Origin of the sequence: Xanthobacter sp. YC-JY1, from assembly GCF_021730305.1 — a bacterium.
In the GTDB taxonomy this organism is placed as follows: Bacteria; Pseudomonadota; Alphaproteobacteria; order Rhizobiales; family Xanthobacteraceae; genus Xanthobacter; species Xanthobacter flavus.
Genome location: NZ_CP032674.1, coordinates 2,439,014 through 2,458,953, shown reverse-complemented (window position 1 = coordinate 2,458,953; position 19,940 = coordinate 2,439,014). Strand labels below are relative to the sequence as shown.

The following is a 19,940-nucleotide window of genomic DNA, read 5'->3' as shown; positions in this document are numbered from 1 at the left end:
GGTGGCCCATCTCACTTGAGCTGGGATTCGACTTTGGCGATGGCGGCGATGGCGCAGGCCTCGTCGAGGTTGCCGCCGGGGGCGCCGCCGATGCCCACCGCGCCGATGGTCTCGTTGCCCACCTTCACCGGCACGCCTCCACCCAGCACCAGGAAGCCGTCGATGGCCACGAGCTGCGCAGAGGCGGGGTTTTTCTGCACGTTCTCGACAATCACCGTGGTCGGGGTGCGGGTGGAGGCGGAGGTGAAGGCCTTGCGGCGCGCCGCCTCGACCGTATGCGGGCCGGCATTGTCGGCGCGGGCGAAGGCCCTCAGGACGCCGGCGCGGTCAACCACCGCCACCGACACGTTGTAGCCCTGCGCCGCGCAGGCCGCGACGCCCTCGCGGGCGATGTCGAGGGCGATCGCCAGCGGCATGTTCCGCTCCTGCAGCGCCTGGGCCGCGACGGGGCCGGCAAGCGTGGCGAAGGAGGCGGAGACGGCGGCGGCGAGGAGAAGGCGTTTCATCATCGGCCCTTTCTTGGCGGCCGCGCGAGCGACCGGAGATTCTTCTGCGCCGGGCGATGGCGCAGAGCTTCTCTAGGCCGGCCTAGCTCCCAGCTGAATCCGTCGCCTCACCGGGCGGAATCGGTAGAACTACCGAGCACGCGGGAGTTGAGTGTCATCCGCACGAAATCCGCCACGGAGCAAGTGCCGAGCTTCTCGGCGATGTTCGCCCGGTGGGCGTCGATGGTGCGGGGGGAAACGCTGAGCGCCGCGGCGATCTCCTTCGTCGCCCAGCCGCGGCACACCATGTCCAGAACCTCGCGCTCGCGCTCCGTCAAGCTAGCGAGGAGAGACGCTGCCTCGCGCCGCTCCATGAGGGCGTCGAGGGCGCGGGCGGCGGTGCCGAGGGCATCGAGCAGCACCTGCTCGTCCACCGGCTTGGTGAGGAAATCCACCACCCCGGCCCGGAAGGCGCGGCGGCAGGCATTGACGTCGCCATGGCCGGTAATCATCACCGCCGGCCAGTCGATGCCGCGGGCGGCGAGCTTCTCCTTCAGCTGGATGCCGGAGATCATGGGCATCCTGAGGTCCAGCAGCAGGCAGCCCGGGCGCTCCGGGTCCACATGGGCGAGGAAGGTCTCGGGATCGGCGAAGGCTTCCACCGTCATGCCATAGGTGGAGAGGAGCAGCGTGAGGGCCTGCCGCACGGCGGCATCGTCATCGACGAGATAGATGCGGGGCGCGCTCACTGCGCCGCCAGCCGGCGTTCCGCCAGGGCGGGAAGGCTGATGAGGAACGACGCCCCCTGCCCCGGCCGGGCCTCGGCCTCGATGGTGCCGCCCGCGCGCTCCACCAGGGTGGCGCACAGCGAGAGTCCCAGCCCCATGCCCTCGTTCTTGGTGGTGAAGAAGGGCTCGAACAGCCGGGGCAGCACGTCCGCCGAAATGCCCTTGCCGGTATCGCTGACGCGGATCGCCACCGTCTCACCGGCATCGAAGGTGCGGATGAGGATGCGCTTGTCCGGCCCGTCGCGCTCCTCGAGGCTGTCCGCCGCGTTGCGGATGAGGTTGTGCAGCACCTGCTCCAGCTCCACCGGATCCGCATTGGCCCGGGGCATGGGGCGCTCCAGGTCCAGCTCCAGCGTGATGCCGCGGCGGGAGAGATCGGCGCGCGCGAGGGTCGCGGCGTCGTCCACCACGTCGGTGATGTCGATGGGCGTGCGCTCGCTGGCACGGCGGGCGATGTAGTCCCGCATCCGGCGCAGGATCTCGCCGGCCCGGCGCGCCTCCCGCACATTGGCGTCCAGCGCCTCGGAGAGCCGCGCGGGATCGCCATCGGGACCGGACAGACGCAGCGCCGCCTGGCTCTGGCTCAACAGGGCGGTGAGCGGCTGGGTGAGTTCGTGGGCGATACCGGAGGCGAGCTCGCCCAGCGAATTGACCCGCGCGGCATGGGCGAGCTGCGTCTCGCGTTCCAGGAGGCGGCTGCGCTCCTCTGCCAGTGCCGCGAGCTGCTGGGAATGGCGCGCCTCGTGTCGCTGGATCAGCGTGTAGCGCCCGGCAAACAAGGCGAGGAGCGAGAACAGGGCAAAGGCCGCGACCGGCACCGGTGCGACGGCCTTGTAGAAGGAGACCGGCCGCTCGATGCCGAGATTGACCGGCTGGGTGGTGCTGTCAGCCGGTCGGAAGAAGGTGAGAGTCGCGAAGGCGCCGGGCTCGACCGCAGGCGCGCTCCCGGTCAGCGCGAAGGGCCCGAGGCTCAGGCTGATGCGGTCGCTGGAGAGCCGTTCCTCCGGCGTCAGCAGGCCGTTGGGATCGATTTCCAGGATGATGGCGAGGCGCCGGTCGCTGCCCGCGCGCTTGCCGAGGAAATAGTGCTCGGGGCGATCGGCTTCCACATAATAGCGCGCCTCCCCCGCCCTCTGGCCGAAGACCAGCTGGGCGAACCGGGGCATCACCGTGCCCTCCATCTCACCCGGCACCGCGACCAGCGTCTCGATGACCTGATCGGGGGTCATCTCCAGCACCCTTATGGAGAGGATGCGGCGGTAATAGCGCATGATGCCCGTCGCCACCTGCCGGACCGTCTCGGCCGGCGGCGGATCGCTCGCCTGAACGAGGGCGGCAAGGCTGGTGAGATGGGCATCGTGCTGGGCGACGCGCTGGGACAGGAGCCGGTGCAGGGCGACGCCCTCGGCCTCAACCTCCGCATCGGCACGCGAAAGGTTGTTCCGGATCATCAGCATCGCGAAAACCGCGACGAGACCGACCCAGACCAAAAGGAGAGCAGCGACGGACCTGAAGGCGAAGGTACGCCGGATCACTGCTTCGACCTCCCTCCCCATGGGGGCTGATTTGCCGGCTCGAACTCCAGCCTTCTAGCACCGGTTGAGGGGCGCGAAAATCGACGAAGAGCGAGCGCGCGGAAATTTCGACACGTCCGGAAAGGGTTACCGTAACGGCACAATGGAGAGCCGCTCAATGGCGCAACGTCAGCAGGTCTTCCGGTAGCCCACGGCAGATATCGGCCACCTGGTGCAGCAGTTGCCCCAGCGCCGAAGTCTTGCGCCAGAGCAGCGCGATCTGTCGGCTGGGGCGGGAATCCGAAAAGGCCAGCAGGTGGATGTTCTGCGCCGGAGGCACCGGATTGCGCGTCGCCAGCATGGGCAGGAGCGTGATGCCGACACCCGCCGCCACCATCTGGCGCAGGGTTTCGAGGCTGGTGGCGCGGAACTCGGACTTCTCGCGCGCGCCGGACTGGTGGCACACGTCCAGCGCCTGGTCGCGCAGGCAGTGCCCCTCCTCCAGCAGCATCAGGTTCTGCCCCGCCAGCTCCGCCACCCCCAACGTATCCCGCCGGGCCAGGCTGTGGGTGCCGGGGACGGCGAGGAGGAAGGGTTCCTCGAACAGGAACTCGCTGTGGAAATGGCTGTCATGCACCGGCAGCGCGAGGAAGGCGGCGTCCAGCGTGCCGAGATTCAGCCGCTGGATCAGGTTGGCGCTCTTCTCCTCGAACAGCAGCAGTTCCAGCTCGGGAAACCGCTGCCGGATCAGAGGTACCACATGTGGCAGGAGATAGGGCCCGAGGGTGGGGAACACGCCGAGCTTCAGCGCCCCGCCCTCGGCGAAGCGGCTGCGGTGGGCCGCCTCCTTCAGCTGGTCGACCTCGGTGAGGATACGCCGCGCCCGCTCCACCGCGTCGCGGCCGGCGGGGGTGAGCATGGCCTTGCGCGGCGTGCGCTCGATGAGGGCCACGCCCAGCTCCTCCTCCAGCTTGCGGATCTGGGTGGAGAGGGTGGGCTGACTGACACTGCACAGCTCCGCCGCCCGGCGGAAGCTGCGGGTGTCGGCAAGGGCGAGAAGATATTGCAGCTCGCGCAGGGTCATGATGTCCGCCCCGCCGCCGGCCCGGTCAGGCGGCCCTGACGGCCGCCTCCTTGTCCTCTGCGGGGGCGCTGGTGCGGATGAGGTGATCGAAGGCGGAGAGCGAGGCCTTCGCCCCTTCGCCCAGCGCGATCACGATCTGCTTGTAGGGCACCGTGGTGCAGTCGCCGGCCGCGAACACGCCGGGCACCGAGGTCTGGCCGTGGGCGTCCACGACGATCTCGCCGCGCGGAGAGAGGTCCACCACGCCCTTGAGCCACTCGGTGTTGGGCAGGAGGCCGATCTGCACGAAGATGCCTTCCAGCTCCACCTTGTGGATGTCGCCGGTGTTGCGGTTCTCGTAGGTGAGGCCGCTCACCTTCTGGCCGTCGCCCAGCACCTCGGTGGTGCGGGCGGAGGTCAGGATGGTGACGTTGGACAGGCTCTTCAGCTTGCGCTGGAGCACGTCGTCGGCGCGCAGTGCGCTGTCGAACTCGATCAGCGTGACATGGGCGACGATGCCGGCGAGGTCGATGGCCGCTTCCACGCCGGAATTGCCGCCGCCGATGACCGCCACGCGCTTGCCCTTGAACAGCGGGCCGTCGCAATGGGGGCAGTAGGCCACGCCCTTGTTGCGATAGGCATCCTCGCCGGGCACGTTCATCTGCCGCCAGCGGGCGCCGGTGGCGAGGATGACGGTGCGCGAGCGCAGGCTGGCGCCGTTGGCGAACTCCACCTCCACCACGTCCTTGCCCGGAACGAGCTTGACGGCGCGCTGGAGGTTCAGGATCTCCACCTCATACTCGCGCACGTGCTGCTCCAGCGCGGCGGCGAGCTTCGGCCCCTCGGTGTAGGGGACAGAGATGAAATTCTCGATGGCCATGGTGTCCAGCACCTGCCCGCCGAAGCGCTCGGCGGCGACGCCGGTGCGGATGCCCTTGCGGGCGGCATAGACCGCCGCCGTGGCGCCGGCCGGGCCACCGCCCACCACCAGCACGTCGAAGCGGTTCATCTCGCCCATGCGCTTGGCGTCGCGGGCGGCCGCGCCGGTGTCGAGCTTGGCGACGATCTCCTCGATGCCCATGCGGCCCTGTCCGAAGACCTCGCCATTTAGATAGACGGTGGGCACGCTCATCACCTGCCGCGCATCGACTTCGGCCTGGAACAGGGCGCCGTCGACGGCCACATGCTTCACCCGCGGGTTCAGCACGGCCATCAGGTTCAGCGCCTGCACCACGTCCGGGCAGTTCTGGCAGGACTGGGAGAAATAGGTCTCGAACGCGAAGTCGCCGTCGAGCGCCTTCACCTGCTCGATCACCGCCTCCTCCACCTTGGGCGGATAGCCGCCCACCTGAAGCAGCGCCAGCACGAGCGAGGTGAATTCGTGGCCCATGGGCAGGCCGGCGAAGGTGAGGGAAATGTCGTGGCCGGGGCTCGACAGCGAGAAGGACGGCACGCGCGCGCCCGGCTCCTGGTGCTCCCGCACGGTGATCTTGTCGGACAGCTCGGCGATATCGGCCAGAAGCTCGCTCATTTCCTTCGACTTCGGCCCGCCATCCACCGCGGCGGTGATTTCGACGGGGCGGACCACGCGCTCCAGATAGGCCTTGAGCTGGGTCTTCATGGCAGAGTCGAGCATGGCAATTCTCCGGCAGGCAATGCGCGCCGAACCTTCGGTTCGACGGGAAACAAACGGGCCACGTCCGCCGCAGGCTCAAGGCCGCGGCGGACGGTCGGGGCGCCTCCCTTTCGGGAACCGGTGGGGCCTTAAGGCAAAAGCCTCAAGGCCGGATCGGGTCGTAAAACCTCAGATCTTGCCGACGAGATCGAGGGAGGGCGCCAGCGTCTTCTCGCCTTCCTGCCACTTGGCAGGGCAGACCTCGCCAGGATGGGAGGCGACGTACTGGGCAGCCTTGATCTTCCGCAACAGGTCGGCGGCGTCGCGGCCGATGCCCTCGGCGGTGACTTCCACGGCCTGGATGACGCCGTTCGGGTCCACCACGAAGGTGCCGCGGTCGGCGAGGCCCTGGCCTTCGCGCATCACGCCAAAGTTGTTGGTGATCACGCCGGCCGGGTCACCGAGCATGGTGTACTTCACCTTGCCGATGGTCTCGGAGGAATCGTGCCACGCCTTGTGGGTGAAGTGGGTGTCGGTGGAGACCGAGTAGATCTCGACGCCGAGCTTCTGGAACTCGCCATAGTGATCGGCAAGATCGCCCAGCTCGGTCGGGCAGACGAAGGTGAAGTCGGCCGGGTAGAAGAAGAAGACGGCCCACTTGCCGGCAAGATCGGTGTCCGAAACCTGGATGAACTTGCCATCCTTGAAGGCCTGCGTCGTGAAAGGCTTGATCTTAGTATTGACGAGCGACATGGCAATTCCTCGATGGGGTGTTTGCGCTACGACGGGCCGAAGCCATCGCAGTGCAACATATGGGGGCCGGTGCCATAAGTGAAATAGATAAGTTTCGCGATATCGATAGCTTCACTCTATCAATTGGGCGGCCCTACGCCTGATTTCGCGCGCGAAACAAGAGGTTGGCGAGGGTTCAGCCCATGGCTTGGCTGACGTTGACGCGCTGCGACAGAAGCGCGCATTTTACCATCGGGAAGGTCGCGCGCAGCTGTCCGCGCGGCGCAGAGGCGTGCGGCGCGAATCCCTCTTCCCCGGGATGGCGGATGCGGCGCCTACCGCAGCCTGTCCAATAGCTTCAGCAGCATGGCACGCTCGGCGGCATCCAGCGGCGCGAGCGTTTCCTCGGTAATGGCGAACGCGTTCACGCTGGCCCGCGCCACCGCCTCCTCGCCGGCGGAGGTGAGCACCACCACGAGCAGGCGGCCGTCCTCGGTGTCCGGCCGTGTCTCCACGAAGCCGCGGCGCACGAGGCGGTCCACCACGCCCTTGATGGTGGCGGCATCCATGGCGGTGAGTCGCCCGAGGAGGTTCTGCGAGCAGGGGCCGGTCTCAGCGAGCTTCGAGAGGGCAGCCCACTGGGTCATGGTCAGATCGTCGCCGATGCGCGCGGCGAAGATGGCGGCGTGGCGCTGGCCCACCTGGCGCAGCATGAAGCCCACCTGTTCGTCCAGCACGTAGGGCGCATTGGTCCGCGTGCGCCGCACGGGGCGGCGCACCTGCAGGGGTACGGCGTCATGTGCCGGGCTGTTCACCGGCGCCGGCAGGGCCTTGCGGGCGCGTGGGGTTCGTTCAGGCTTGACTTCGGACGCCATGGCTCAGACCGCCAGATAGGCGTCGCGGATTTCCGGATTTGCCTCCAGATCCGCGATGGTGCCGGAAAAGCGGATGCGGCCCTTCTCGATGATGTAGGCGCGATCCGAGATCAGCTTGGCGAAGTGCAGGTTCTGCTCGGAGATGACCACCGAGAGCCCCTCCCCCTTCATGGCGAGGATGGCGTCGGCCATCTGCTCCACGATCTTGGGCGCGAGGCCCTCGGAGGGCTCGTCCAGCAGCACGAGGGAGGGATTGCCCATCAAGGTCCGGCCGATGGTGAGCATCTGCTGCTCTCCGCCGCTCATCTGCCCGCCAGGCCGCTTCCGCATCTCGCCGAGGTTGGGGAACAGCTTGTAGAGCATGTCCGGCGTCCAGGTGGCGACGCCCGGGCGCGGCGCCTGCCGGCCCACCTCGAAATTCTCCTCCACCGTCAGATGGCTGAAGATGCGCCGGTCCTCCGGCACGTAGCCGAGGCCGCGCCGCACGATCTCGTAGGTCGGCAGGCGCGAGACGTCGGCACCGTCGAACATCACGGTACCCTCGCGCTGGGGTACGAGGCCGACGATGGAGCGGAAGGTCGTGCTCTTGCCCGCCCCGTTGCGGCCGAGCAGCGCCACCACCTCGCCGGCGCCGATCTCGAGGCCCACATCGTAGAGGATGTGGGCGGGGCCGTAATGGCTGTTGAGGTTCGAGACCTGAAGTTTCATGCCGCAGTCCCCTCGCGGTGCCGTGCGTCGTAGAGCAGTCCTTCGCCGAGATAGATGGCGCGCACCTGCGGGTCGCGCCGCACCTCGGCCGGGGTGCCGCGGGCGATGAGCTGGCCGCGGTTGAGCACCATCACCTCGTCGGCATGCTCGAACACCACGTCCATGTCGTGCTCGGTGAAGAGCACGCCGATGCCCTTGGCGCGGGCGATCTCGGCAGTCAGGCGCATCAGCTCGACGCGCTCGCGCGGCGCCATTCCGGCGGTGGGCTCGTCCATGAGGAGGAGGCGCGGCTGGTTGGCGAGCGCCACCGCCAGTTCAAGCCGCTTCAGGTCGCCATAGGCCAGTTCCCCGCACGGCCGCTCTGCCTGGGTGGTGAGGCCGACGAGGGCGAGGAGCGCATCCGCCTCCTCCCGGCAGGCCGCACCGGCAAAGCCGAACACGCGGGAGATGAGCCCGTGGAAGGAGATGAGCGCCACCTGCACGTTCTCGCGCACCGTCATTGAGGCGAAGGTGGCGGTGATCTGGAAGGTACGGCCGACGCCGAGCCGCCACACGGCGCGCGGCGGCAGGCCCTTGATGTCCTTGCCCTCGATGCGCACCGTGCCGGCATCGGGCGGAATCTGGCCGTTGAGCATGTTGAAGCAGGTGCTCTTGCCGGCGCCGTTGGGGCCGATGAGGGCGAGCATCTGGCCAGCCTCCACCGTGAAGGACACGCCCCGCACGGCATGGACGCCGCCATAGGACTTCATCAGGTCTTTGACTTCGAGCAGCGGGCTCATCACGCGGCCTCCGCTTTGGTGGCGCCAACCGGCGCACCGGCTCCATTGCCCTTGCGGGGCCAGCGATGGCGCAGGTCCTCGATGAAGCCCACGACCCCCTTGGGGAAGGCGAGCACGATGACGACGATGACGCCGCCCAGCACCAGCTTGGAGAGGTCGGTCTGGCTCATCAGCCAGATGGCGAGCGCCTTGTAGAGCACCGCGCCCACCACCGCGCCGGAGACCGTCTCGACGCCGCCGAGCAGCACCATCACGAGGCCGTCCACCGAGGTGGGGATGGCCATGTAGTCGGGGAAGACCGAGCCCTTGAGGAAGGCGAACAGCGCGCCCGCCAGCCCGGCGAAGGTGCCGGCGACGATGAAGGCTGCCCATTGCATCCGCTGCCGGTTGAGGCCGATGGCCTCGGAGCGCAGCGCGCTGTCGCGCACCGCCCTGAGCCCATAGCCGAACGGCGAGAACACGAGCATCCTGAGCACGGCGACACCCACCACCGCGATGCCTAGCGCCAGCCAGAAGAAGCCGGCCGGCCGCGACGCCCAGCTCGCCGGCCAGATGCCGAGCAGGCCGTTGTCGCCGCCGGTCACGTCCACCCACTGGAAGGCGATGGACCAGGCGATCTGCGCGAAGGCCAGCGTCAGCATGGCGAAATAGACGCCCGAGAGCCGCACGCAGAACCAGCCGAACAGCACCGCCCCGGCCAGCCCCAGCAGCGGGCCGACGATGAGCGCCGCCTCCATGGGCGCGCCCATATATTTCACCAGGAAGGCCGCGCCATAGGCGCCCAGGCCGAAATAGGCGGCATGGCCGAAGGAGGCGAGGCCGCCCACCGTCATCATGAAATGCAGGCTGGCCGCGAACAGCACGTAGATGAGGATTTCCGCGCCCACCGTAAGGGCATAGTTGCCGAGGAAGAAGGGCAGCGCTGCCACCGCGACCACCACCAGCGCCACGCCGGCCCGCTCCATCTGCGTGAACGGACGCCAGGGCCGGATAGTGAGGCCGGCAGCGGCACGGGGTGCGCTCTCCGGCTTGCCGAACAGGCCCCAGGGCCGCACCACCAGCACCACCGCCATCACCAGGAACACGGTGATGAGCGAAATCTGCGGCAGGATGAGAATGCCGAAGGCGTTCAGCTCAGCCACGATGATGGCCGCCACGAACGCACCGAACACCGAACCAAGGCCGCCGATGACCACCACCACGAACACCTCCACGATGATGGAGAGGTCCATGGCATGGGTGACGGTGGTGCGCGGGATCTGCAGCGCGCCGCCGAGGGCGGCGAGGAAGACGCCCAGCGCGAACACGCCGGTGAACAGCCATTTCTGGTTCACGCCCAGCGCCGCGACCATCTCGCGGTCCTGCGTCGCCGCGCGCACCAGCACGCCCCAGCGGGTCTTGTGGAACAGCAGCCAGAGGATGCCGAGCACCACGGGCCCGAGGGTCATCATGAAGAGATCGTAGGTGGGCACCATGCGGCCGAACAGGCTGATGGCGCCGGTGAAGCCGGGCGCGCGCGGGCCGAGGAGGTCTTCCGGGCCCCAGATCACCACCACGAGGTCCTGCACCATCAGCGTCACGCCGAAGGTGGCGAGGAGCTGGAAGAGTTCCGGCGCCTGATAGATGCGCCGCAGCAGCACCATCTCCATCAGCGCGCCGAGGATCGCGACGATGATCGCCGCCGCGACGATGGCGCCCCAGAAGCCGAGCGGCCCGGCAAAGCGCGTCGTCAGCGTGTAGGCCACATAGGCGCCCAGCATGTAGAAGGCGCCATGGGCGAAGTTCACGATGCGCGTGACGCCGAAGATGATCGACAGTCCCGACGCCACCAGAAACAGCGACGCGGCGCTGGCGAGCCCGCTCAGGGCCTGGACCAGAAGAAATTCCACGGCTTCAGCCTCTCGTTCACCTGCTGGAAGTTTTGGTCTTTTTGGACCACCTGCCGTCGAGGGCCGGGGCCGGATATGCGGGGGCGGCTGACTGGCGCCGCCCGCGCCGTGTTTGCCCCCCTCTCCCCTTGCGGGAGAGGGGGCGGGGGTGAGGGGTCAGGCGCCGGGCGGAATTCCGATGCCCCTCCCCTCACCCTGCACTCTCCCGCGAGGGGAGAGGGTTCGCACCGTGACGACCGACGAAGGCCGCCCTCAGTTCGCCGGGCGCAGCTTCGCGGCTTCGGCTTCGCTCGGCAGGTAGTCGGCACCGGGCTTGAACTGGAAGTTCACCATGATGCCCTGCCCGTCCTTCTGCGAGGTCGTGCCGATATAGGCGCCCATGGTCGACTGGTGGTCCGCCGCCCGGTAGACGACATCGCCGAAGGGGGTGGAGACCTTGAGGTTCTTCATCGCCTTGAGGAGGCCGGCGGTGGAGTAGTCGTCGGTCGCCTTCAGCGCCGCGGCGATGGACTTCACGGTCGAATAGCCGACGATGGAGCCGAGGCGCGGATAGTCCTTGTGGAGCTGCTGGTAGGCGTCGAGGAACGCCTGGTGCTCAGCGGTCTTGATGCCGTACCAGGGATAGCCGGTGACGATCCAGCCCTCGGGGGTCTCGGTCTTCAGCGGGTCGAGATATTCCGGCTCGCCGGTGAGATAGCTCACCACGACGCGGTTCTTGAAGATACCGCGCGTATTGCCCTCACGCACCAGCTTCACGAGGTCGCCGGCGAAGGTGGCGTTGAGGATGGCCTCGGGATTGGCGGCGTCGATGGCCTGGAGCACCGGGCCGGCGTCGATCTTGTTCAGCGGCGGCCACTGTTCGGCGACGAACTCCACGTCCGGCTTGCGCTTCTTCAGCAGTTCCTTGAACACCGCGACGAAGGACTGGCCGAACTCGTAGTTGGGGGCGATGGTGGCCCAGCGCTTGGCCGGGAGCTTCGCCGCCTCTTCCGCCAGCATGGCGGCCTGCATGTAGTTCGAGGTGCGCAGGCGGAAGGTGTAGTCGTTGCCCTTGGACCAGACGAGCGCGTCGGTGAGCGGCTCGGCGGCCAGGTACATCACCTGCTTCTGCTTGGCGAAGTCGGCGAGCGCGAGGCCGACATTGGAGAGGAAGCCGCCGGCGATCATCACCACGCCGTCGCGCGAGACCAGCTCGTTGGCGGCGGTGAGCGCATCGGCCGGCTTGCCGCCGTCGTCCTTGGAGATGATGACGAGCTTCTTGCCCTTGATGCCGCCGGCGTCGTTCACTTCCTTCAGCGCCAGATCCATCCCCTTGCGATAGGGATCGAGGAAGGCGGGCAACGCCGAATAGGAATTGATCTCGCCTACCTTGATCTCGCCCTGCTGCGCCCGCGCCCCGCCTGCGGCGAGGAGGAGAGCGGCGAGGGATGCCGCGACCAGCTTCTTCATGTCCATTCCCCTTTTATGATTTCCCATGAACCGTCCGCGCGGGGGCGGGGCCTATCTCAGCCCGTCCTCGCCCTTGATCTCGTCCTTCTTCAGCCCGCCGACGCGCGGCAGCGGCCGGCCGGAATCCGTGACCGCCACGGCGACCACGATCTCGTTCGCCCGCGGCGCATCCGACACGCTGACGATCATGCCGTCGAAATGGCTGCGCACGAAGGCCGCATCCTTGTGGCCGAGCGGGATGTCCAGCTCCGCGCCGAGGCCGCCGCGCCGCTTGGACGAGGGGATGAGCGCCGCGCCCTTGCCCAGCACAACGCGCACCGGCGCGCCCATCTTGGGGTGCAGCAGGGCCGCGGCGTGCTCCAGCTCGCCATTCTCGCCCACCAGCGCCGCCTTGCCGTAGCTCTCGGCCGCTGGCCCCTCGATGCCGAGGGCCTCCACCGCCTTTCGGGCGAGAAGGCCGCCCAGCTCGTCGCCCATGGCGATGAGATCGGCGAGGTCTTCCACATAGCGGCCGGCGAACGGGTTCTCGATCACCGCAATGGCCGCCGCGCGACGGGTGGGCGGGGAGACGGGGCGGCCCATCTCGGTCCGCGTCTCCTCGACGATGGTGACGATCTTGCGGATGTTTGCGCTCATCGCAGGCCGTCCTCGCCCTTGATGGCTTCCGCCGCGAGGCCGCCGACGCGGGCATGGACGCGCGGGCCGCAGGTCATGACCAGCACGAGCGCGATCTCGTCGGCCTTGGGGGCGTCGGACACGCCCACTTCCATGGCGTCGAAATGCGAGCGCACGTAGGAGGCGTTCACATGGGTCACCGGCACGTCGAGCCTTGTGCCCGGCCCGCCCACCTTCTTGGTGGAAGGCACGATGGCCTTGGCATCGCCCAGCGCCTCGCGCATGGCGTAGCCGCCCGGCACGTGCCAGAGCGCGCCGTGCTCGATCTCGCCGGCGGCGCCGACAATGGCGCCCTTGCCGTAGCCGTCGATGGCCTTGGCATCACCGCCGAGCGCGGCAAGGAGTTCCTTGGCCATGGCGGCGCCCAGCGGCTTCAGGTCTTCCATGAAGCCGGCGATGTCTTCCACATAGCGGCCGGCGAACGGGTTCTCGATCACCGTCACGATGGCGCCGCGCTTGCGCGGGGTGGCGGCAGCGGGGCCGCCCTCGTGGAAGATCTCCTCCAGGATGCGGACCTGCTTGCGGATCTTGACCTCAGGCATGGGCGACGCCTCTTTCTTGTTCTGCGGCAAAGGTAACTGGAGAAAGGGTAATGGGACGGGATGACATTGCGGCATCCCCCATCGGACAGGTGGAGACGCTGGCACCCTGCAGGTGCAGCGCGGCGGCGGTGATGAGGCCGCGCGCCACCAGCGCGCCGGCGCAGGCGAGGCCTTCGGCCAGCGCCTCGTCCCGCTCGGCGGGCGTCAGTTCAGGCACGTGGCGCGTCACTTTCAGCAGGCCGAGGTCGCTGTCGGGCAGCACCTCGCGCGCCGGGACGCGGACGATGCCTGGATGGGCGGGCAGGTTCACCGCATTGGCGATGACGGTGGCCGCCGCATCCGCCGCCGCAGCGGTGGGCGCCAGCACGGTCACGGCATCGGCGATGCCGAGGGAGAAGCTGCGCCCGCGCCAGCCGGAGGTGGCGATGCCGCGCACCGGTCCATCCGCCGTGATGCGGGCGGAACCGACCACGCGCGGGCGGTCCGGCCGATCCACGATGCCCGCCACCAGCTCGGTGCCGGGCGAAAGATAAAGCGCGATGTCGCCGCCATTGTTGACGAAGGCGCGGGTGAGGCCCGGCCGCACCATGGCGGCGAGCACCTCTTCCGCCACCGCCCCGGCGACGGCCGCCATGGGGGTGATGAAAACGGCGCGCGCATGGGGCGACACCGCCGCCCACATGCGTCGCGCCACCGGGCCCTGAAGGGGGCAAGGCCCGGGATGGGCAGGCCGGCGAAGCAAGGAAAGCTCGCCGCACAGCGTATCGAGGAGGCCCGCGAGGCGTTCGGTCGCCGCGCGGTAGGCGGAGGCGACCACGTCCGCCGGGCCATCGGCCTCGATCACGAGATCGATGGGTCCGTCATTGAGATGCAGCCGACGCCCGTCCGCCAGCAGCCCCGCTTGCGGCAGGCGCCGCTGTACCGGCATCGCGGGTGTCGCGGCAGGAATCGCGACCTTGGGCGCTTGAGCGGGGATGTCGGCGGGGCGCAGCATGGCCTCAGCCCTGCGACCGGGCCGCCAGCGGCCACGGAATGTCGGAGAAGGGCGCCATCTCGCGCACCGCCTCGCGCTCGATCACCGAGGTTGCCGGGCGCACATGGTCCATATGCCCGCCCAGCGCCGCATAGGCGGCGAGCGGCAGCGTGAATTCGATGGGCGCCACCAGCGCCGGGGTCGGCACATAGCCGAAGCCGTTCTCCGGCACGTGGGTGACATCCACCATGAAGGTGATGCCGCCGCCCGGCCAGACATAGACAGGCGCGCCGCCGCAGGTGACTCGGGTGATGGAATCCTTCACCGAGCGCGTCAGCCGCACCGGATTTTCCGTCACCCCCGCGCGCAGCGAGCCGCCGGCACCGGCCATGAACAGCACGGAGGCAAGCGCCGGTTCGCAATTCTCGCGGATGCGCTCCACGGAGGGATAGAGATCGGCGGGGACTTCGGTTTCAACGGGCACCAGATGCTCGTCGAGCACGTAATAGCCGTAGTGCTCGCCGGTGGTGGAGACGAGCAGCAGGCGCAGGCCCGGCCACGCCAGCTTGGCGTCGAACGCGCCGAGGATGGAGAGCGGATCGGAAATGTTGGTGCCGCCCCAGCCGAGGCCCGGCTCGGCCACCTGGAAGTAGCGGCCGGGGGTGGACCGGCGGCCCTTCATGCGGATGCCGGTATCACGGATGCCCAGGAGCTTGCCGGCCTGATGCTCGGAGAGGACGCCGGTGATGTGGTCGTCCACCACCACCACCTCGTCCACCTTGCCGTGCCACTGCTTGGCGAACATGCCGATGGTGGCGGAACCGCAGCCCACCCGCATGCGCGCCTCCTCGGCGCCGTTGACGATGGGCGGCTTGCCGGCTTGCACCACGAGGGTGGCGCCGCCGTCGATGGCGAGTTCCACGGCCTTGCCGTTGCACAGCTCCAGCAGCGCCTCGCAGGTGACGCGGCCTTCCTTCTTGGAGCCGCCGGTGAGGTGATGCACGCCGCCGAGCGACAGCATCTGCGAGCCGTACTCGCTCGTGGTGACATGGCCCACCGCCTCGCCATCCACCCGGACCGCCGACTGCTCGGGGCCGAGGAAGCGATCGGTGTCGATCTTCACCTTCGCGCCAGCGTAGCTGAAGATGCCTTCGGTGACGACGGTCACCATGTCCACGCCGTTCACTTCGGCGGAGACGATGAAGGGCGCGGGCTTGTAGTCGGGATAGGTGGTGCCGGAGCCCACGGCGGTGACGAAGGATTCACCACCCGAGACGAGCCGCCCGTCCCAGTCGCCGCCGCGATCGAAGGGCACGACCTTGCCGCCCTGCGCCAGCGTGCGGTCGAGCACGATGTGGGGATCGACGCGGATCAGTTCGCCGTCGCGGTTGGCGTAGCGGTCGCAGGCGCCGGTGAGGCCGGGCCGGATGTAACACATGACCGGGCACGCATCGCAGCGGATCTTGTCATCCTCGGCGCGGGCGGTGATGGTGGACTCTTCGGCCATGGGACCCCGGCTCCGGCCCCACGACGGGGGCATCCGATTTCATATGTACACTAATGAAAATCGCGTCGGCCCCGAGTGTCAAGCACAAGGAACGGGCAGGCCGCACGAAGAGGCAGCACTGCTGTCATTCTTTTGCGCTTGCAGCATTTTTCCGCCGTCCCCGTTCTTCGGGTGGCCGCCGGGAGCCTGTGTTTTGAGCGTCCCGCGCGCTTGACGCTCGATCATTAGTATAGAAACAATCCACTCTGTGGCGGGCCCGTCCCGGTCCCGGTTTCTTGCGGCAAAGGCTGAGCGGTTCCTTCGAGATGTCCGCCCCCATCCTACTCCAGGTCAACGGCGAAACCCACGCCTTCGCGTTGCCGCGCGAGACGCCGCTGATCTACGTGCTGCGCAACGACCTGGGGTTGAACGGCCCCAAGTTCGGCTGCGGCCTCGGGGAATGCGGCGCCTGCACGGTGCTGATGGACGGCCGCGCCACGCGCTCCTGCGTCACCACGCTGGGCACGGCCGAGGGGCGCGCGGTGACGACGCTGGAGGGGCTCGCGACGCAGGGCACCCTGCACCCGGTGCAGGCCGCCTTCATCGCCGAGCAGGCGGCCCAGTGCGGCTATTGTCTCAACGGCATGATCATGACCACGGTCGCTTTCCTCGCGCGCAATCCCTCCCCCACCGAGGCCGAGGCCCGCGCGGCGCTGCGCTACAACCTGTGCCGTTGCGGGACGCATGTGGAGATCCTGCGCGCCGTCCTGCGCGCCGCTGCCGGCTCCAGCGAGAGCGTGGAGGCCCAGCCGTGAGCGAGCCGCGGCCCGATCCCGCGGCGCTGCTCGCCGCCACCGGCAATCTCGCCATCCTGCGGCCGGCGCAGGTGGTGCACGGCCTCGTGCCGAGCGCAGCCCCGAAGGACGGCGCCCTCGACCTGTTCCTGCTGGTGGACGACACCGGCACCGTCACCGCCTTCAACGGCCATGTGGACCTCGGCACCGGCATCCGCACGGCGCTGGCCCAGATCGTCGCCGAGGAGCTGGATGTGGCGCTCGATAGCGTCACCATGGTGCTCGGCCATACCGGCGTCGCGCCGAACCAGGGCGGCACCATCGCCTCCGATTCCATCCAGGTCTCCGCCCGCCCGCTGCGCCACGCGGCGGCGCAGGCCCGCGCCCATCTGGTGACGCTCGCGGCGGAGGCATTGGGCATTCCCGTCGACCAACTTGAGGTGGAGGAGGGCATCGTCCGTCCAAAGGATGGGCGCAACACCGGCCTCTCCTATGCCGACCTGCTCAAGGGCCGCGCCGACCGGCTGATGCTCCATCAGGAGACCGCGGTGAAGCCGGCGAGCGAGCACCGCATCGTCGGCCGCCGCGTGCCGCGGGTGGATATTCCGGCCAAGGCGACGGGCACCTTCACCTATGTCCACGACGTGCGCGTGCCGGGCATGCTCCACGGCCGCGTGGTGCGCCCGCCTTATGCCGGCATCGATGCCGGCCCGTTCGTGGGCAAGAGCCTGATCCGGGTGGACGAGCACTCCGTCGCCCATGTTCCCGGCGTGGTGGCGGTCGTCACCATGGGCGACTTCATCGGCGTCGTCGCCGAGCGCGAGGAACAGGCCGCCGAGGCCGCCCGCGTGCTGAAGGCCGACTGGCGGGACACCCCTGCCCTGCCCGACCTCTCCCGCACCGAGGAGGCCCTGCGCGGGGCCGAGAAGGCGAAGACACGTCTGCTCCACGAGCAAGGCAACCTCGACACCGCCCGCGCGGACGCGGCGCAGGTGATCGAGGCGACCTATGTCTGGCCCTACCAGATGCACGCCTCCATCGGCCCCTCCTGCGCTGTCGCCGACGTGCGCGAGGACAGCGCCACCATCTGGGCGGGCACGCAGAACCCCTACTGGCTGCGCACCGACATCTCCCTGCTGCTCGGGCTGCCCGAGGAGGACATCGAGATCATCCGCTTCGAGGCGGCGGGCTGCTATGGCCGCAATTGTGCGGACGACGTGGCCGCCGATGCCGCCTTGCTCTCCCGGGCCGTGGGCCGGCCGGTGCGGGTGCAGCTCACCCGCGAGCAGGAGCACGCCTGGGAGCCCAAGGGCGCCGGCCAGCTCATGGAGGTGAAGGGCGGCATCAACGCGGACGGCACGCCCGCTTTCTACGATTTCCTCACCCGCTACCCCTCCAACGCCGCCGTCACCCTCGCGCTGCTGCTGACCGGCCGGGTGCCGGCGGACAATCCCGTCTACGAGATGGGCGACCGCACCGCGATCCCGCCCTATGCCTATGACGTGATGCGTGTGGCGGTGGACGACGTGGCGCCCATCGTGCGCGCCTCCTGGCTGCGCGGCGTCTCGGCCTTGCCCAACAGCTTCGCCCACGAGAGCTATGTGGATGAGCTGGCCGCCGCCGCCGGCGTCGATCCGGTGGATTATCGCCTGCGCCATCTGCACGACCCGCGCGCCGTGGACCTCGTGAAGGCCACCGCGGAGCGCGCCGGCTGGCAGAAGCGCACAGGACCACGGCAGGAGGTGGTGGAGGGCGACATCGTGCGCGGGCAGGGCTTCGCCTATGCCCTCTATGTCCACTCCAAATTCCCCGGCTACGGCGCCGCATGGTCCGCCTGGGTGGCCGATGTGGAGGTGAACACCGCGACCGGCGACGTGGCGGTGAAGCGCGTCACCGTGGGCCAGGATTCCGGGCTGATGATCAACCCGGCCGGCATCGAGCACCAGATCCACGGCAACGTCATCCAGTCCACCTCCCGCGCGCTGAAGGAGCAGGTGACGTTCGACGAAAAGGCCGTCACCAGCCGAGAATGGGGCGCCTACCCCATCCTCACCTTCCCGGAAGTGCCGGTCATCAACGTGGTGCTGATGCCCCGGCCGGATGATCCGCCCCTCGGGTCGGGCGAATCCGCCTCGGTGCCCAGCGCGGCGGCCATCGCCAATGCCATCTTCGACGCCACCGGCGTGCGCCTGCGCGAACCGCCCTTCACGCCGGACCGCGTACGCGCGGCCCTCGCCGGCGAGGCCACGCCCCGCCCGGTGAAGGAGAAGACCCGCAGGCCGTGGCTCGCGATGGCGGGTGCGGCGCTTGCAGGTGCCTTGGGCATGGCGACGCTGGCGCTGCCGATCCGGGGCGCCATCGCGCCCATCGCCCCGCCCGACCCCGCAACCTTCTCCGCCGACATGATCGCACGCGGCAAGGTGCTGGCGGCACTGGGCGATTGCGCGGTCTGCCACACGGCCGACGGCGGCATCGCCAATGCCGGCGGGCGGCCGCTGCACACGCCCTTCGGCACGGTCTATTCCACCAATCTCACACCGGATGTGGCGACAGGCATCGGCGCATGGTCCTATGCCGCCTTCGAGCGCGCCATGCGCGAGGGCATCGGGCGCGACGGGCGGCACCTCTACCCGGCCTTCCCCTACACCGCCTTCAGCCGCATCAGCGATGCCGACATGCAGGCGCTCTACGCCTTCCTCATGTCGCAGCAGGCGGTGACGGCGGCGGCGCCCGACAACCGCATGACCTTCCCCTTCAATATCCGCCCGCTGATGGCCGGCTGGAACCTGCTGTTCCATCGCCCCGGCCAGCTTCAGGCGGAGCCTGTACAGTCCCCCCAGTGGAACCGGGGGCGCTACCTCGTGGAGGGCCTCGGCCATTGCGGCGCCTGCCACACGCCGCGCAACCCGCTGGGGGCGGAGAAGACAGGCGCGGCCTATCTTGCCGGCGGCTTTGCCGATGGATGGGAGGCGCCGGCGCTCACGGAGCTGTCGAAGGCGCCCATTCCCTGGACCGAGGACGAACTCTTCACCTATCTGCGCACCGGCTTCTCCCGCTTCCACGGCACCGCAGCCGGCCCCATGGCGCCGGTGGTACATGCGCTGTCCGAAGTGCCGGACGCCGACGTGCGCGCCATGGCGGTCTATCTCTCCTCGCTCTCCGGCCCCACCATCGCCGATCCCGTCACGGCGGCGGCGACGCTGGAGGCAAAGGCCGAAGCCTCACTCCGCCCCATGGACACGGTGGGCGGCCGCCTGTTCGCCGGCGCCTGCGCCGCCTGCCATGCGCCGGAGGGGCCGACCCTGTTCGGCGCGCGCCCGGCGCTGGCACTGAACACCAATGTCCATGCGGCCCGGCCGGACAATCTCATCCGCGTCATCCTCGAAGGCATCCCCAAGCCCGCCGCGCCGGAGCTGGGCGACATGCCCGCCTTCCGCGACAGCCTCGATGACGCGCAGGTGGCCGACCTCGTGCGCTACATGCGCGCCAAATTCGCACCGGATGCACCGGCGTGGGAGGGACTTGAGGGGACGGTGGCGAGATTGCGGGCGGCGCCGACGCATTGAAACGAAC

The 19,940-nt window shown here is 68.9% G+C and carries 17 protein-coding genes; 2 read left to right on the top strand and 15 right to left on the bottom strand.

The window, feature by feature from the left end; genetic code table 11:
- Window positions 1–11 precede the first annotated feature (11 nt).
- From D7006_RS11400 to D7006_RS11330, 15 genes are all read right to left on the bottom strand, one after another.
- A complete protein-coding gene (locus tag D7006_RS11400; protein ID WP_309298267.1) occupies window positions 12–509 on the bottom strand; it encodes a heme-binding protein in 498 nt (165 codons plus the stop codon).
- 104 nt (window positions 510–613) lie between these two features.
- A complete protein-coding gene (locus tag D7006_RS11395; protein WP_237356681.1) occupies window positions 614–1,234 on the bottom strand; it encodes a response regulator transcription factor in 621 nt (206 codons plus the stop codon).
- The gene (locus tag D7006_RS11390; protein WP_237356680.1) at window positions 1,231–2,808 is read right to left on the bottom strand and encodes a sensor histidine kinase; all 1,578 of its coding nucleotides are present in this window, start codon (window positions 2,806–2,808) and stop codon (window positions 1,231–1,233) included. Before D7006_RS11390 ends, D7006_RS11395 begins: the two co-directional genes overlap by 4 nt.
- A 154-nt stretch (window positions 2,809–2,962) precedes the next feature.
- Window positions 2,963–3,871, bottom strand: a complete 909-nt coding sequence (locus tag D7006_RS11385; protein WP_169120637.1) for a LysR substrate-binding domain-containing protein — start codon at window positions 3,869–3,871, stop codon at window positions 2,963–2,965.
- 25 nt (window positions 3,872–3,896) lie between these two features.
- A complete protein-coding gene (gene ahpF / locus D7006_RS11380) occupies window positions 3,897–5,486 on the bottom strand; it encodes an alkyl hydroperoxide reductase subunit F (protein ID WP_237356679.1) in 1,590 nt (529 codons plus the stop codon).
- A 168-nt stretch (window positions 5,487–5,654) separates the two neighbouring features.
- Window positions 5,655–6,218 carry an alkyl hydroperoxide reductase subunit C gene (ahpC, locus tag D7006_RS11375; RefSeq protein ID WP_024279157.1) on the bottom strand — a complete coding sequence of 188 codons (564 nt, stop codon included), beginning with the start codon at window positions 6,216–6,218 and terminating at the stop codon, window positions 5,655–5,657.
- 314 nt (window positions 6,219–6,532) lie between these two features.
- The gene (locus D7006_RS11370) at window positions 6,533–7,072 is read right to left on the bottom strand and encodes a MarR family winged helix-turn-helix transcriptional regulator (RefSeq protein ID WP_237356678.1); all 540 of its coding nucleotides are present in this window, start codon (window positions 7,070–7,072) and stop codon (window positions 6,533–6,535) included.
- A 3-nt stretch (window positions 7,073–7,075) separates the two neighbouring features.
- Window positions 7,076–7,780, bottom strand: a complete 705-nt coding sequence (locus D7006_RS11365; RefSeq protein WP_169120643.1) for an ABC transporter ATP-binding protein — start codon at window positions 7,778–7,780, stop codon at window positions 7,076–7,078.
- Window positions 7,777–8,559 (bottom strand): ABC transporter ATP-binding protein, encoded by a 783-nt coding sequence (locus D7006_RS11360; protein WP_169120645.1) that lies wholly within the window; start codon window positions 8,557–8,559, stop codon window positions 7,777–7,779. The genes D7006_RS11365 and D7006_RS11360 overlap by 4 nt, the downstream gene beginning before the upstream one ends.
- The gene (locus D7006_RS11355; protein WP_237356677.1) at window positions 8,559–10,448 is read right to left on the bottom strand and encodes an ABC transporter permease; all 1,890 of its coding nucleotides are present in this window, start codon (window positions 10,446–10,448) and stop codon (window positions 8,559–8,561) included. Before D7006_RS11355 ends, D7006_RS11360 begins: the two co-directional genes overlap by 1 nt.
- A 252-nt stretch (window positions 10,449–10,700) precedes the next feature.
- Window positions 10,701–11,897: an ABC transporter substrate-binding protein gene (locus tag D7006_RS11350; RefSeq protein WP_237356676.1), complete on the bottom strand. Its 1,197-nt coding sequence runs from the start codon at window positions 11,895–11,897 to the stop codon at window positions 10,701–10,703.
- Between the two features lie 51 nt (window positions 11,898–11,948).
- Entirely contained in the window at window positions 11,949–12,533 is a 585-nt protein-coding gene (locus tag D7006_RS11345; RefSeq protein WP_237356675.1) for an amino acid synthesis family protein, read from the bottom strand.
- On the bottom strand, window positions 12,530–13,114 hold the full coding sequence (locus D7006_RS11340; RefSeq protein WP_029558411.1) for an amino acid synthesis family protein: 585 nt from the start codon (window positions 13,112–13,114) through the stop codon (window positions 12,530–12,532). Before D7006_RS11340 ends, D7006_RS11345 begins: the two co-directional genes overlap by 4 nt.
- On the bottom strand, window positions 13,107–14,042 hold the full coding sequence (locus tag D7006_RS11335; RefSeq protein ID WP_237356895.1) for a UPF0280 family protein: 936 nt from the start codon (window positions 14,040–14,042) through the stop codon (window positions 13,107–13,109). The genes D7006_RS11340 and D7006_RS11335 overlap by 8 nt, the downstream gene beginning before the upstream one ends.
- Before the next feature lie 70 nt (window positions 14,043–14,112).
- Complete coding sequence (locus D7006_RS11330) at window positions 14,113–15,594, bottom strand: 6-hydroxynicotinate reductase (protein WP_229644468.1); 1,482 nt, start codon at window positions 15,592–15,594, stop codon at window positions 14,113–14,115.
- Between the two features lie 305 nt (window positions 15,595–15,899).
- On the opposite strand from D7006_RS11330, the gene D7006_RS11325 reads away from it, so the two are divergent.
- Window positions 15,900–16,388, top strand: a complete 489-nt coding sequence (locus tag D7006_RS11325; RefSeq protein WP_169120656.1) for a (2Fe-2S)-binding protein — start codon at window positions 15,900–15,902, stop codon at window positions 16,386–16,388.
- Window positions 16,385–19,933 carry a molybdopterin cofactor-binding domain-containing protein gene (locus tag D7006_RS11320; protein ID WP_237356674.1) on the top strand — a complete coding sequence of 1,183 codons (3,549 nt, stop codon included), beginning with the start codon at window positions 16,385–16,387 and terminating at the stop codon, window positions 19,931–19,933. Before D7006_RS11325 ends, D7006_RS11320 begins: the two co-directional genes overlap by 4 nt.
- The last annotated feature ends 7 nt before the right edge of the window (window positions 19,934–19,940 follow it).